We start from the raw sequence: 14,145 nt of genomic DNA, 5'->3' as shown, positions 1-14,145 counted from the left end.
CCCTAAGTCCTTCGGGGGGATGCCCCAGGGGAGGGACAACGATCATGACGACCTTGCAGACCGGAGGTGCCGACGTGCGGGCCGGCGACCCTCGCATCGACTGGAGCGGCACCGAGACACCCCCCACCCCCACCCTCCGGCACCGCCGCGACGGCATCCTGCCCGCCATCGCCGCCGCCCTCTCCGTCCGCGGCACCACCCTCACCTGCACCGCCGCCCGCGGCGACCAACCCCCCACCCTGCACCCCCTCGTCCAGGACTTCCTCGACACCCTCCCCAGCGCCCAGCGCGACCGCTTCACCGGCCGCTGCGCCGAGACCATCCTCATCTCCCGGCACCTGACCACCGCCGACGCCGCCCGCAGCAAACGCGCCGCCCGCAGACCCATGACCAACGGCGAAGCCCGCAAAGCCCTCAAACACGCCAAACTCACCGCCCGCCGCATACGCGAGGACGGCGACCCCCTGCACGGCCGCTTCGCCACTCCCTGCCGCGCCTGCACCGCCCTCAGCGCCCACTTCGGCATCCGCATCGTCGACCCCACCCCCACCGACGACTGACCCCACCACCACCCACACCCACACCCACCCGGCAAGCTCGACGAACGAAGGGCAGATGCACCCCGACCGCGCCTCCTCCCCCAGTCTCGGCTCCGCTCGACCGGGGGGACCCCCATCCCGCTTCTCCGTACCCGTCGACGCCGCCCTGCGCGCCGCCGGCTGGCAACCCGGACGCTGGGACATCAAACAGGCCGAGGTCTGGGCCGACGCCCTGCGCACCCACACCTCACCCGCCGGACACCGGCACACCGTCTTCCCCGCCGCCGTCGAGGCCTGGGCCGAATTCGGCGGCCTCACCATCACCCCCACCGGCCCCGGCCGCCAGATCGCCCCCGCCACCCTCCACCTCGACCCCCTGCACGGCCTCCACCTCGCCCGCACCCTCGGCGACCTCGGCCACGCCCTCGGCACCCAGCTGTGCCCCCTCGGCGAGGACACCGGCACCGCCGCCCTCCTCGCCATCGACGCCGAAGGTCGCGTCTACACCATCGACCACACCGGCGACTGGTACACCGGCCCCGACATCGACCACGCCCTGACCGCCCTCATCACCGGCGTCCAGCCCGTACGCCTCACCGCCGGCTGACCCCCGGACGGACACCCCACGGGCTCACGCCGCCGGAATCACCGCCGACACCCGGAACCCACCCGCGTCCGTCGGCCCCGACACGAACACACCACCCAGCGCCACGACCCGCTCCCGCATCCCCACCAGCCCGTTACCGCCCGACGGCAACCCCGCCGACGACGCCGACGCCGGCTCCGGCGGCGGCTCGTTCTCCACCTGCATCGCGATCTCCGACACCCGGTGCGCCAGCCGCACATACGTCTTCGCACCCGCCGCATGCTTGTGGACGTTCGTCAACGCCTCCTGCACCACCCGGTACGCCGTCTGCTCGACCTCCGCCGGATACGGCCGCACCTCCCCCTCCACCGACAGATCCACCACCATCCCCGCGGCAGCCGACTGCCCGACCAGCTCCTCCAGCTCCGACAGACACGGCCCCTCCACCGCCTCCGACGCGACCGCCGCCCGCGACGCCGCCGCCTCGGCCGCCTCCCCCACCGCCGCCAACGGCACCCCCGACGGACGCCGCACCGCGTCCCCACCCGCCCGCAGCACCCCGAGCATCTCCCGCAACTCCGTCAACGCCTGCCGCCCCATGTCCCCCACCAAGGCCGCGTTCCGCACCGCCTTCTCCGGATCCTTGCGCGCCACCGCCTGCAACGCCGCCGCGTGCACCACCATCAGACTCACCCGGTGCGCCACCACGTCGTGCATCTCCCGCGCGATCCGCGTCCGCTCCTCGTTACGCGCCCACTCGGCCCGCTCCTCCGCCCGCTCCGCGAGCAGCTGAAGCTCCCGCTCCAGCGAATCCGCCCGCTCCCGCAGACTCTCCATCAACCGCCGCCGCGCCCCCACGTACAACCCCAGCAGCACCGGCGGAGCCGTCAGCCCCAGCGATGTCGTCACCGCAGCGAACGGCAGGAACCAGTCACCCAGCGTGAGATCACCGCGCGCCATGTCCTGCCGCACCCGCACGAACGTCACCACCGCCGTGCCCAGCAACGACATCCCCGACAACGCCCCGATCACCCGGCGCGGCAGCTCGCACGACGCCAGCGTGTACAGGCCGACGACCCCCATCAGGAAGCCCATCTCGGCCGGCGTCACCGCGATCGCCACCAGCACCACCGCGATCGGCCACTTGCGCCGCACCAGCAGCACCGCACCGGCGATCAGCCCGAACACCACCCCCGCGGACACCGGGATCCCCGCTTCCCGGGCGAACGGAACCCCCTCCGCGGCACACTCCACGGCGGACAGCAGCGCGAGACCCCCGTCGAGCACCGCACTGCGCCACCTCGCCCACCACCACGGGCCGGTCAAGGCCCTGGCGTGCTCTTCCCCCGTCGTGGTCATACCTCCAGCCTACGGGCGACGGGTGCGGCTTTTCCGGCGACTTTCACCTACCTCCACACACCACACTCCGTAACCGAACGGCATCGAAACCTCCCCCTATCCCTCGAACTGATGAACCTTTCCCGTTCGACCCCGGAACCACCCATTCCGGCCGGACGGTATGCCCATGGCACAGACATCCGGCACATACGCCGACTTCGAGGAACTGCGGGAGCGGGCGGTGGCGCTGCGGCGTTCCGGCTACAGCCTCCGGCAGATCCGGGACGAGCTGAAGATCTTCAACAACGACCTCCTCAACCAGCTGGTGAAAGGGGAGCCACCACCGGAGTGGACCAAGCGCCCGAACGCGAAGGACGACCTGCGGGGCAGGGCACGAGAGTTACGACTCCAGGGCTGGACCTACGACCGCATCCAGGCGGAACTGGGGTGCTCGAAGAGCTCCATCTCCCTGTGGGTGCGGGATCTGCCGAAGCCCGAGCCCCGCTACACGCCCGAGGAACAGCGAGCCCTGATGAACGAGGGCCTGGCACACCTGCGGGCCGCACGGGATCGCGAGCGCGAGGAGACCAAGCGGCGCGCGGCGGCGGCCGTCGGCCGGCTGTCCGACCGCGAGCTGTTCCTGGTCGGCGTCGGCCTGTACTGGGCCGAGGGCGCCAAGGACAAGCCGTACGACCGCCGCGAGAACGTGACCTTCGTGAACAGCGACCCAGGAATGATCAAAGTCTTCCTGAAGTGGCTCGACCTGCTCCAGGTGGACCGTGAGCACCTTCGGTTCAACGTGATGATCCACGAGAACGCCGACATCGAGGGAGCCGAGCGCTACTGGGCCGACCTCGTCAGCGCCGACACCTCCGCCTTCTACAAGACCACGATCAAGAGGCACAACCCCAGGACGGCCCGCAAAAACACAGCGGACACCTATCGCGGCTGCCTGGTGATCAAAGTCCTGAAGAGCGCCGACTTGTACCGTCGCATCGAAGGCACTTGGTACGGCATAGTGTTGGGTGCCGACTCGGCGACCTGACCAGATGTCCGGTTTAGTCGAGTTTCATCCCCCATGGTGTAACTAGGCAGCACTGAGGGTTTTGGTCCCTTAAGTTCAGGTTCAAATCCTGATGGGGGAGCGCTTCACCCGGGCCCTGACCCACAAGTCGGGGCCCGTACCCATGTCCCCGGTATCCTGCGGCTGTCACCCACCCACCCCCAGCCGAAGGGCAACCCCGTGAGTGCCATCCGCCCGGCAGCCGTCGTCGTTCTCGCAGCGGGTGAGGGCACCCGTATGAAGTCGGCCACACCCAAGGTCCTGCACGAGATCTGCGGCCGCTCCCTCGTCGGCCATGTGCTGGCCGCCGCCCGCGCGCTGACCCCCGAAAACCTCGTCGTCGTGGTCGGCCACGCCCGCGAGCAGGTCGCCGCCCACCTCGCCGGAATCGACCCGGACACCAGGACCGCCGTACAGGCGGAGCAGAACGGCACCGGGCACGCCGTGCGGATGGGCCTGGAGGAGCTGGGCGGTGCCGTGGACGGCACCGTCGTGGTGGTGTGCGGGGACACTCCGCTGCTGACCGCCGAGACGCTGCAGCGGCTCACCGACACGCACCACACGGACGGCAACGCCGTGACCGTGCTGACGGCCGAGGTGCCGGACGCCACCGGCTACGGCCGGATCGTGCGGGACGAGGCGACGGGTGCCGTCACCGCGATCGTGGAGCACAAGGACGCGACCGACGCCCAGCGTGCGATCCGGGAGATCAACAGCGGTGTGTTCGCGTTCGACGGGCAGCTGCTGGCGGACGCGCTGAAGAAGGTGCGCACGGACAACAGCCAGGGCGAGGAGTACCTGACGGACGTGCTCGGGATCCTGCGGGACGCCGGGCACCGGGTGGGCGCGTCGGTCGCGGCGGACCACCGGGAGATCGCGGGTATCAACAACCGGGTGCAGCTGGCCGAGGCGCGCCGGATCCTGAACGACCGGCTGCTGACGCGGGCGATGCTGGACGGGGTGACGGTGGTCGATCCGGCCACGACGTGGGTGGATGTGACCGTGACGTTCGAGCGGGACGCGGTGGTGCAGCCGGGTACGCAGCTGACGGGGTCCACGCATCTGGGTGAGGGTGCGGAGGTCGGGCCGAACAGCCGGTTGAAGGACACGCATGTGGGTGCGGGGGCGCGGGTGGACACCACGGTGTCCGAAGGCGCGCGGATCGGCGCGGGGGCGAGTGTGGGGCCGTACGCGTATCTGCGGCCCGGTACCCGGCTGGGCGCCAAGGGCAAGGTCGGGACGTTCGTGGAGACGAAGAACGCGTCGATCGGCGAGGGGACGAAGGTGCCTCACCTGTCGTATGTCGGGGACGCGACGATCGGTGAGTACACGAACATCGGCGCGGCGAGTGTGTTCGTGAATTATGACGGACAGGACAAGCATCACACGACGATCGGGTCGCACTGCCGGACCGGTTCGGACAACATGTTTGTGGCTCCTGTCACGGTCGGGGACGGTGCCTACACCGCCGCCGGGTCGGTGATCACGAAGGATGTGCCGCCGGGTTCGCTGGCCGTGGCCCGCGGTCAGCAGCGGAATATCGAGGGCTGGGTGGCTCGGAAGCGGCCGGGGAGTGCGGCGGCGAAGGCGGCCGAGGCGGTGTCCCGGCGGGGCGAGAGCGAGGACTGACCGGAAACGTGTGCGCCAAACACGGCGTACCGTGATAAGCGCACATCCGCACATGTGCACCCCGCACCCTTACCAGCTGATTCGGCCTCTCATGCCCAGCCGAGAGGTCGCCGAGCAGCCGGCTGGCTGAGACAACCTCTGAGGAGACTGTGCTGTGACCGGGATCAAGACGACCGGCGAGAAGAAGTTGATGTTCTTCTCCGGCCGCGCCCACCCCGAGCTTGCCGAGGAGGTCGCCCAGCAGCTGGGTGTCGGGGTCGTCCCGACGAAGGCCTTCGACTTCGCGAACGGGGAGATCTACGTCCGTTACCAGGAGTCGGCGCGTGGTGCGGACTGCTTTGTGATCCAGAGCCACACGGCTCCGATCAATCAGTGGATCATGGAGCAGTTGATCATGATCGATGCGCTGAAGCGTGCTTCGGCGCGGTCGATCACCGTCATCGTGCCGTTCTACGGTTACGCGCGGCAGGACAAGAAGCACCGGGGCCGTGAACCGATTTCGGCGCGTCTGATCGCGGATCTGATGAAGACGGCGGGTGCCGACCGGCTGCTGACGGTGGATCTGCACACGGATCAGATCCAGGGCTTCTTCGACGGTCCGGTGGACCACCTGTTCGCGCTGCCGCTGCTGGCGGACTATGTGGGCAAGAAGGTGGACCGGGACAAGCTGACGGTGGTGTCGCCGGACGCGGGCCGGGTGCGGGTGGCGGACCGGTGGTGTGACCGGCTCGGTGCGCCGCTGGCGATCGTGCACAAGCGGCGTGACAAGGACGTGGCGAACCAGGTGACGGTCCACGAGGTCGTGGGCGAGGTCAAGGGTCGTGTGTGTGTGCTGGTGGACGACATGATCGACACCGGTGGCACGATCTGTGCGGCGGCGGACGCGCTGTTCGCGCACGGTGCGGAGGATGTCATCGTGACGGCGACGCACGGTGTGCTGTCGGGTCCGGCGGCGGACCGGCTGAAGAACTCGCGGGTGAGTGAGTTCGTGTTCACGAACACGCTGCCGACGCCGGCGGAGCTGGGCCGGGATCTGGACAAGATCACGGTGCTGTCGATCGCTCCGACGATCGCGAGTGCGGTGCGTGAGGTGTTCGAGGATGGTTCGGTGACGAGCCTGTTCGACGAGCAGTGAGGTTTCTGCTGGTCCGTGGTGCGGGCTAGCGGGTGATCCTTTTGGGTGCGGCCTCCCCCGCCGAGTAGACTGCTGGAGTTGCTCGGCGAGGGAGGCCGTACTCGTGTCTGCGAATACGGCGGTCCGTTATCGACGCGCTCTTCGTAGCAGGCCGTTCGTGGCCGGGTGACCACGTCCGTTCCGAGTTCCTACGAGGAGTGATCCATATGTCCGAGGTGAAGCTCACCGCCGAGACCCGTACCGAGTTCGGCAAGGGTGCGGCCCGTCGCATCCGCCGTGACAGCAAGGTGCCGGGTGTGCTGTACGGCCACGGTTCCGACCCGCTGCACCTGACCCTGCCGGGTCACGAGCTGCTGCTGGCGCTGCGTACGCCGAACGTCCTGATCTCCCTGGACATCGACGGCAAGACCAACGAGCTGGCGATCCCGAAGGCCGTGCAGCGTGACCCGCTGAAGGGCTTCCTGGAGCACGTCGACCTGCAGCTGGTCAAGCGGGGCGAGAAGGTCCAGGTCGAGATCCCGGTGCACACCGAGGGCGAGCTGGCTGCGGGTGGCAACCTGCTGGAGCACGTCCTGGACGCGCTGCCGGTCGAGACCGAGGCCACGCACATCCCCGAGGCCGTGACCGTCTCCATCGAGGGTCTGGAGGCCGGTGCCTCCGTCCTCGCCAAGGACATCACCCTGCCGTCCGGCACCACGCTGGCCGTCGAGGAGGACGCGGTGGTCCTGCAGGTCCTGGCCGCGCAGGCCGAGGAGACCGCGGGCGAGTCCGCCGAGGGTGAAGAGGCTGCCGAGGCCTGAGCCTCGTAGTCGTCGTTTCGTCAGCCGCTGTTCCCGTGGGGGGCAGCGGCTGGCGCGTATCGAGGAGAGATGGACGTGACCACTCCCGCCAGTTCCCCCTGGCTGATCGTCGGGCTCGGCAATCCGGGTCCGGAGTACGCGATGAACCGGCACAACGTCGGTTTCATGGTGGCCGACCTGCTCGCGGAGCGGATCGGGGGGAAGTTCAAGCGGGCGGGCAAGGCGCAGGCGCAGGTGCTGGAGGGCCGGCTGGGTCCGGCCGGGCCGGGAAGCCGCCGGGTGATCCTGGTGAAGCCGATGTCGTTCATGAATCTGTCCGGTGGTCCGGTGAACGCGCTGCGGGATTTCTACAAGGTCCCGGTGGAGAACATCGTGGCGGTCCATGACGAGCTGGACATCGACTACGGCACGCTGCGGCTGAAGCTGGGCGGCGGGGACAACGGGCACAACGGTCTGAAGTCGATGACGAAGGCGATGGGGCCGGATTATCACCGGGTGCGGTGCGGGATCGGCCGGCCGCCGGGGCGGATGCAGGTGGCCGATTTCGTGCTGAAGGACTTCTCGTCGGCGGAGCGCAAGGAGCTGGACTGGTTCGTGGACCGTGCGGCGGACGCGGTGGAGTGCCTGGTGGGCGAGGGGCTGGAGCGGGCGCAGAGCGCGTACAACTCGTGAGGGGCCGGCCCGGGCGGGCGGGGGGTCGTACAACTGGTGACTTGTCCGCCCAGGCCGCCCACCGGAGTTGACCGGTCGTAGGGGTATGGCCAATGATCCCGGCCATGCCTGCCACCGCCAGTGCCGCTCGTCAGGCGTCCGGGACCGCGTTGCGGTTCGGCCGGGTCGCCGTGATGGGTGCGTTCGCCGCGCTGATCCTGTTCGCCGGGGTGTGGGGTTCCTGGGGGACCGCACAGCACGTGATGCTGGCGAAGGGGCGTGAGTCCGGCACGGTGCGGGTGACGCGGTGTGCCGGGGAGACCTGTACGGGGCCGTTCACGCCGGTGTCGGCGGGGGGACGGGCCCGTGGAAGCGTGGAGCTGGACTCGTCGGTGGCGGTGCGTGCGGGGGCGACGTACGACGTGGTGCTCAAGCCCGGTACCGGGGAGGCGGTGCGGTCCGGGCCGGCGGGGATCCTGCTGGCGTGGCTGCCGCTCGGCGGGGCGCTGCTGCTGGCGTCGGTGGTGGTCGCGGGCGGGATGCGGCTGACGCGGCCGGCGTGGGTGCTGGGGCTGGCCGGTGCGGGGCTGCTGACGGCGGCGTTCGTGGCGGTGCAGTGAGCCGGGCCGGGCTGAGCTGGAGAAAAGGGGGGTGCCCCCGGGGTCGTACGACCTCGGGGGCACCCTCTTTTCGCGGCTGATCAGCGGCTGGTCAGCCGGTGTTGCGCAGGCCCGCCGCCACGCCGTTGACGGTGAGGAGCAGGGCGCGGGAGAGCAGCGGGTCGGGGTCGACGCCGGCCGCGACCGCTTCGCGCTGGCGCTTGAGCAGGGCGACCTGGAGGTAGGAGATGGGGTCCAGGTAGGCGTCGCGGATGGCGAAGGTCTGCTTGAGGACGGGCTGGGCGTCCAGCAGTTCCTTCTCGCCGGTGACCTTCAGGACCTCGGCGACGGTCAGCTCGTGTTCGGCCTTGATGGTGTCGAAGACGTGCTTGAGCTGGTCGGGGACGAGGGTGTCGACGTAGTGCTGGGCGATCCGCAGGTCCGTCTTGGCGAGGGTCATCTCGACGTTGGAGATGAAGTTGCGGAAGAAGTGCCACTCCTGGTGCATCTCGTCGAGCACGGTGTCCAGGCCGGCCTCGCGCAGGGCCTTCAGGCCGGAGCCGACGCCGAACCAGCCGGGGACGATCTGCCGGGACTGGGTCCAGCCGAACACCCACGGGATGGCGCGCAGGCCGTCGAGCGAGACGCCGGAGCCGGGGCGGCGGGAGGGCCGGGAGCCCAGGTGCAGGTCGGCGAGCTGGTCGACCGGCGTGGAGGCGAGGAAGTACGTCGGCAGGTCCGGGTCCTCGACCAGGCGGCGGTAGGCGGCGTGGGCGGCGTCGGAGACGACGTCCATGGCCGCGTCCCAGCGGGCGAGGGCCTCGTCGGACTGGCGGGGCGCGGTGTGCAGGGCGGACGCCTGCAGGGTGGCCGCGACCGTCAGTTCCAGGTTCTCCCGGGCCAGGGAGGGGATGAGGTACTTGTCGGAGATGACCTCGCCCTGCTCGGTGACCTTGATCTCGCCCTCCAGGGTGCCCCAGGGCTGGGCGAGGATGGCGTCGTGGGAGGGGCCGCCGCCGCGGCCGACGGTGCCGCCGCGGCCGTGGAAGAGGCGCAGCCGGACGCCGTAGCGGTGGGCGACGTCGCGCAGCCGGCGCTGGGCGCGGTGGATCTCCCACTGGCTGGTGGTGATGCCGCCGAACTTGGAGGAGTCGGAGTAGCCGAGCATGACCTCCTGGACGTCGCCCCGCAGCGCGACCAGGCGCCGGTAGGACGGGTCGGAGAGCATGTCCTCCAGGATGGTGTCGGCGGCCTTCAGCTCGTCGGTGGTCTCCAGCAGCGGGACGATGCCGATCTTCGCCCAGCCGGCGTGCAGGTCGAGCAGGCCGGCCTCGCGGGCGAGGACGGTGGCGGCGAAGACGTCGTCGGCGCCCTGGCACATGGAGATGATGTAGGACTCGATGACCTCGGGGCCGAAGACCTCCAGGGCCTTCTTGACCGTCTGGAAGACGCCGAGGGTCTTCTGCCCGGCGGCGTCGACGGGGGCCGGGCTGGGGGCGAGCGGCCTCCTGGAGCGCAGTTCCTTGGCGAGGAGCTTGGCCCGGTACTCGCGGGGCATGTCGGCGTAGCGCCAGGACTCCTCGCCGAGCCGGTCGAAGAGCTGGCCGAGGGCGTGGTGGTGGGCGTCGGCGTGTTCGCGGACGTCCATGGTGGCGAGCTGGAGGCCGAAGGCGGCCAGGGTGCGGATGGTGCGGGCCAGGCGGCCGTCGGCGAACAGGCCGCCGCGGTGTTCGCGCAGGGAGGCCTGGATGATCCTGAGGTCCTTCAGCAGCTCGGCGGTGCCGAGGTAGTCGCGGCCGTCCTCGTGCGGGGTGCCCTTGGCGAGGCGCCGCTTGGTGTTGACCAGCTTCTGCCGGATGCAGGTGGCCTTGAGCCGGTAGGGCTCCTCGGCGTTGAGGCGCTTGTAGCGGGGGCTGATCTCGGGGAGCAGCTCCAGGTCCTGCTGGAGGGAGTCGAGCAGCTCCTGGGTGGCTCCGGTGTAGCGGATGGAGTTGGAGAGCAGCCCGCGCAGTTCGTCGATCGTCTCCAGGGCGTCGTTGATGCCGTGTTCGTGCTGGAGGATGAGGATGTCCCAGGTGACCTGGGGGGTGACGTTGGGGTTGCCGTCGCGGTCGCCGCCGATCCAGGTGCCGAAGGTGAGCGGGCGGGTGTCGTCGGGGATCTTGACACCGACGCGCTCGAGTTCCGCGGTGAGGTCCTCCAGGACGTCGCCGACGGCGCCGGCGTGCAGTTCGTCCAAGTAGTAGATGGCGTTGCGGGCCTCGTCGGCGGGTTCGGGGCGTACGACGCGCAGCTCGTCGGTCTGCCAGACGAGGTCGATGTTCTCGGCCAGGCGGACGTCGTGGCGGCGGCGGTCGGAGTCGAGGACGGGGGTGTCCAGGAGGGCCGCGATGCGCCGCAGCTTGTTGAGGACGGAGCGGCGGGCGGCCTCGGTGGGGTGGGCGGTGAAGACCGGGCGGACGTTGAGGTTCTGCACGGTCTGGCGCAGGTGCTCGGGGTCGGCGTCCTTGAGCCGGTCGGCGGTGCGGGAGAGCAGGCCGCCCTCGGCGGCACGGCGGGCGCGCAGCTCGCGGCCGCGGTGCACCTGCTCGGTGACGTTGGCGAGGTGGAAGTAGGTGGAGAAGGCGCGGACCAGCTTGGCCGCGGTCTCCAGTTCGGTGCCACGCAGCAGCTCGGCGGCGGCTTCGCCGTCCTCGCGGGTGAGGCGGCGGACCTTCTCGACCAGTTCGAGGAGTTCGGGCCCCTCCTGCCGGACGAGGGTCTCGCCCAGGAGGTCGCCCAGCCGGCGGATGTCGGCGCGCAGCTCGCTGCTGGTTGTGGTGGTCTGGTCGTCGGCACTGCTCACAGGTTGCGGCTCCTTGCAGTGTTGAAGCTCGGCTGGCGGGGAACCCGGCCGGCCACCGCGCGGCGGGGCGCCGCATAGGGGCCGTGACGTCCGGGAAGGAAACTTCAGCGGACCGCGCTGTCCGACCGGTTCCAAGGATAGGTGGCGATGTGGAGGCGCAGGGTCTGGGGCTCTTGCCGCGACATGACACGCTGCCATACTTACGATGCCGTAGGTTACGGAACCGTAGGGAAGTACCGTCGAGTCCCGTCCGGTCCCGGCGGCCCCCGGCATCCGACTCGACTCTCGACCCCACAGGGGACGCGTATGACCTCAAGCTCCGATGTGATCCACGAGGCCCGTGAGGCCACCGACACACCTGCTCCTTCCGCCACGCTGGGCGGTGAGCAGAAGCGTTCGATCGAGCAGATCACCCTGCTGCTCTTCATCACCGTGCCGTTCCTGGCGCTGCTGGCGGCGGTGCCGCTGGCCTGGGGATGGGGGGTGAGCTGGCTCGATCTGGGCCTGCTGGTGTTCTTCTACTTCCTCGGCTGCCACGGCATCACGATCGGTTTCCACCGGTACTTCACCCATGGCTCGTTCAAGGCCAAGCGACCGCTGCGGATCGCGCTGGCGATCATGGGGTCGATGGCGGTGGAGGGCCCGCTGGTGCGGTGGGTGGCCGATCACCGCAAGCATCACAAGTTCTCCGACGCCGAGGGCGACCCGCACTCTCCGTGGCGGTTCGGGGAGACGGTTCCGGCGCTGATGAAGGGCCTGTGGTGGGCGCACATCGGCTGGATGTTCGACGAGGAGCAGACCCCGCAGGACAAGTACGCCCCGGACCTGATCAAGGACCCGGCGATGCGGGCGATCTCCCGGCAGTTCGTGATGTGGACGCTGGTGTCGCTGCTGCTGCCGCCGCTGATCGGCGGTCTGGTGACGATGTCGTGGTGGGGCGCGTTCACCGCGTTCTTCTGGGGTTCACTCGTCCGGGTGGCGCTGTTGCACCATGTGACGTGGTCGATCAACTCGATCTGTCACGCGGTGGGCAAGCGGCCGTTCAAGTCGCGGGACCGTTCGGGCAACGTGTGGTGGCTGGCGATCCTGTCCTGCGGCGAGTCCTGGCACAACCTGCACCACGCCGACCCGACCTCGGCGCGGCACGGGGTGATGCGCGGCCAGCTGGACTCCTCGGCGCGGTTCATCCGCTGGTTCGAGCAGCTGGGCTGGGCGTATGACGTGCGCTGGCCGTCACGCTCGCGTATCGATTCGCGGCGGAACACCGAGGATGGCGGCTCCCGGCGCCGGAGGGAATCCGCCGAGGCGGCATGATTGACGCCGTGGCGACCGACTCCAGCAGCACCTCAGGCAACGACAAGCAGCGGCGGACCCGCCGGACCCGTATGACCGGTGCCGAGCGCCGCCAGCAGCTGCTGGAGATCGGTCGCACCCTTTTCGCGGCGAAGGGCTTCGAGGGCACGTCGGTGGAGGAGATCGCGGCGAAGGCCGGGGTGTCCAAGCCGGTGGTGTACGAGCACTTCGGCGGGAAGGAAGGGCTGTACGCGGTGGTGGTGGACCGGGAGATGCGCCGCCTGCTGGACATGGTCACCGGTTCGCTGACCGCCGGCCATCCGCGTGAGCTGTGCGAACAGGCGGCGTTCGCGTTGCTGGACTACATCGAGGAGTACACGGACGGGTTCCGCATCCTGGTCCGTGACTCGCCCATCCCGCAGTCCACGGGGTCCTTCGCGTCCCTGATCTCTGATATCGCCACCCAGGTGGAGGACATCCTGGGCCGCGAGTTCAAGTCGCGGGGCTTCGATCCCAAGCTCGCCCCGCTCTACGCCCAGGCGCTGGTCGGCATGGTGGCGCTGACCGGGCAGTGGTGGCTGGACGTGCGCCGGCCGAAGAAGGCGGAGGTGGCGGCGCATCTGGTGAACCTGGCGTGGCACGGCCTGGACGGCCTGGAGCCGAAGCCGCGGTTGATAGGTCACCGCAAGGCATAGCCCGTGAACCGAGTTCACAGCACCCCCTCGGAGCAGCCGCTTCACAGGACCCCCCAGGCCGGCCTGTTCACGCAGAGCGCGCCCCCTTCACGGCGACCACGAACAGACGGCGGAACGGCAGGACCGTGCCGTAGGGGGCGCTCGGGTAGGCGGTACGGAGCAGGGCGCGGTACTCGGTGAGGAACTCCTCGCGCGCCTCGGGGTCGTCGGCGAGCGCGGTCAGGGCGGGCCGCAGCGCGGTGCCCTTCGCCCAGTCGAGCACCGGGTCCTCGCCCTGGAGGACGTGCTGGTAGGTGGTCTGCCACACGTCGGCCGCGCAGCCCAGGCGGGCCAGGCGGTCCAGGTAGAAGCCGGGGCTGTGCACGGAGCCGGTGGCGCGTACGGCGCCGGCGAGGCGGGAGCGCCGGCGGGGGGCGGCGGCGAGGTCGCGCAGCAGGGTGTGCAGCGGGGCGTCGAGGTTGTCGGGGACCTGGAAGGCGAGGGCGCCGCCGGGTTCGAGGGCGGCGACCCAGTCCGCGAAGCGGTCGGCGTGGCCCGGCACCCACTGGAGGGTGGCGTTGGAGACGATCAGGTCATGCGGCTCCCCGGGCGTCCAGGTGCGGACGTCGGCGTGGGCGAAGTCGAGCCGGCCGCCGCCCGCCGTGGGCCCCTCGTGGTCGGCGCGGGCCCGGTCGAGCATCTCGGGGGAGTTGTCGTAGCCGGTGACGCGGGCGGTGGGCCAGCGCCCGGCGAGCAGGGCGGTGACGTTGCCGGGGCCGCAGCCGAGGTCGACGATGCGGGGCGGGTCACCGGGCAGGCGCGGGATCCGGGCGAGGAGGTCGGCGAAGGGGCGGGCCCGGTGACCGGCGTGGCGGAGGTACTGGGCGGGGTCCCAGCGGGGGGTGGTCATGGATCCACTGTCCCCGCAAGGTAACTCGATATCAAGATGCTCGACATCAAGAGACTTCATGTCGACACAACCACTACACTGAT

The 14,145-nt window shown here is 70.0% G+C and carries 13 protein-coding genes; 10 read left to right on the top strand and 3 right to left on the bottom strand.

The window, feature by feature from the left end:
• The first annotated feature begins 44 nt into the window (after nt 1-44).
• Complete coding sequence (locus IH25_RS0127415) at nt 45-560, top strand: YwqJ-related putative deaminase (RefSeq protein WP_030616098.1); 516 nt, start codon at nt 45-47, stop codon at nt 558-560.
• A gap of 55 nt (nt 561-615) precedes the next feature.
• A complete protein-coding gene (locus tag IH25_RS0127410; protein WP_030616096.1) occupies nt 616-1,146 on the top strand; it encodes an SUKH-3 domain-containing protein in 531 nt (176 codons plus the stop codon).
• A 24-nt stretch (nt 1,147-1,170) separates the two neighbouring features.
• On the opposite strand, the gene IH25_RS0127405 is transcribed toward IH25_RS0127410, so the two are convergent.
• On the bottom strand, nt 1,171-2,484 hold the full coding sequence (locus tag IH25_RS0127405; protein WP_030616093.1) for a sensor histidine kinase: 1,314 nt from the start codon (nt 2,482-2,484) through the stop codon (nt 1,171-1,173).
• A 166-nt stretch (nt 2,485-2,650) separates the two neighbouring features.
• On the opposite strand from IH25_RS0127405, the gene IH25_RS0127400 reads away from it, so the two are divergent.
• The 6 genes from IH25_RS0127400 to IH25_RS0127370 all read left to right on the top strand — a co-directional run bounded on the left by IH25_RS0127400 (nt 2,651) and on the right by IH25_RS0127370 (nt 8,361).
• A complete protein-coding gene (locus IH25_RS0127400; RefSeq protein WP_030616090.1) occupies nt 2,651-3,508 on the top strand; it encodes a hypothetical protein in 858 nt (285 codons plus the stop codon).
• 198 nt (nt 3,509-3,706) lie between these two features.
• On the top strand, nt 3,707-5,155 hold the full coding sequence (glmU, locus tag IH25_RS0127390; RefSeq protein WP_078844435.1) for a bifunctional UDP-N-acetylglucosamine diphosphorylase/glucosamine-1-phosphate N-acetyltransferase GlmU: 1,449 nt from the start codon (nt 3,707-3,709) through the stop codon (nt 5,153-5,155).
• A 154-nt stretch (nt 5,156-5,309) separates the two neighbouring features.
• Nucleotides 5,310-6,290 carry a ribose-phosphate diphosphokinase gene (locus tag IH25_RS0127385; RefSeq protein ID WP_030616084.1) on the top strand — a complete coding sequence of 327 codons (981 nt, stop codon included), beginning with the start codon at nt 5,310-5,312 and terminating at the stop codon, nt 6,288-6,290.
• A 206-nt stretch (nt 6,291-6,496) separates the two neighbouring features.
• A complete protein-coding gene (locus IH25_RS0127380) occupies nt 6,497-7,090 on the top strand; it encodes a 50S ribosomal protein L25/general stress protein Ctc (RefSeq protein WP_030616081.1) in 594 nt (197 codons plus the stop codon).
• Nucleotides 7,091-7,159: 69 nt separating this feature from the next.
• Nucleotides 7,160-7,762: an aminoacyl-tRNA hydrolase gene (pth, locus tag IH25_RS0127375; RefSeq protein ID WP_030616079.1), complete on the top strand. Its 603-nt coding sequence runs from the start codon at nt 7,160-7,162 to the stop codon at nt 7,760-7,762.
• A gap of 92 nt (nt 7,763-7,854) precedes the next feature.
• Nucleotides 7,855-8,361 carry a hypothetical protein gene (locus IH25_RS0127370; protein ID WP_209445380.1) on the top strand — a complete coding sequence of 169 codons (507 nt, stop codon included), beginning with the start codon at nt 7,855-7,857 and terminating at the stop codon, nt 8,359-8,361.
• Nucleotides 8,362-8,452: 91 nt separating this feature from the next.
• Here the strand turns inward: IH25_RS0127370 and ppc are convergent, their stop codons facing one another.
• Complete coding sequence (ppc, locus tag IH25_RS0127365) at nt 8,453-11,185, bottom strand: phosphoenolpyruvate carboxylase (protein WP_030616075.1); 2,733 nt, start codon at nt 11,183-11,185, stop codon at nt 8,453-8,455.
• Nucleotides 11,186-11,491: 306 nt separating this feature from the next.
• On the opposite strand from ppc, the gene IH25_RS0127360 reads away from it, so the two are divergent.
• Complete coding sequence (locus IH25_RS0127360; protein WP_030616073.1) at nt 11,492-12,499, top strand: acyl-CoA desaturase; 1,008 nt, start codon at nt 11,492-11,494, stop codon at nt 12,497-12,499.
• Entirely contained in the window at nt 12,496-13,173 is a 678-nt protein-coding gene (locus tag IH25_RS0127355) for a TetR/AcrR family transcriptional regulator (protein ID WP_030616070.1), read from the top strand. Before IH25_RS0127360 ends, IH25_RS0127355 begins: the two co-directional genes overlap by 4 nt.
• A 67-nt stretch (nt 13,174-13,240) precedes the next feature.
• On the opposite strand, the gene IH25_RS0127350 is transcribed toward IH25_RS0127355, so the two are convergent.
• Nucleotides 13,241-14,062 (bottom strand): trans-aconitate 2-methyltransferase, encoded by an 822-nt coding sequence (locus tag IH25_RS0127350; protein ID WP_030616066.1) that lies wholly within the window; start codon nt 14,060-14,062, stop codon nt 13,241-13,243.
• Between the last annotated feature and the right edge of the window lie 83 nt (nt 14,063-14,145).

The sequence above is a fragment of the Streptomyces achromogenes subsp. achromogenes genome (assembly GCF_000720835.1).
In the GTDB taxonomy this organism is placed as follows: domain Bacteria; phylum Actinomycetota; class Actinomycetes; order Streptomycetales; family Streptomycetaceae; genus Streptomyces; species Streptomyces achromogenes.
Note: the sequence above shows the minus strand (reverse complement) of the source record. Positions and strands in the feature narration are given on the sequence as shown.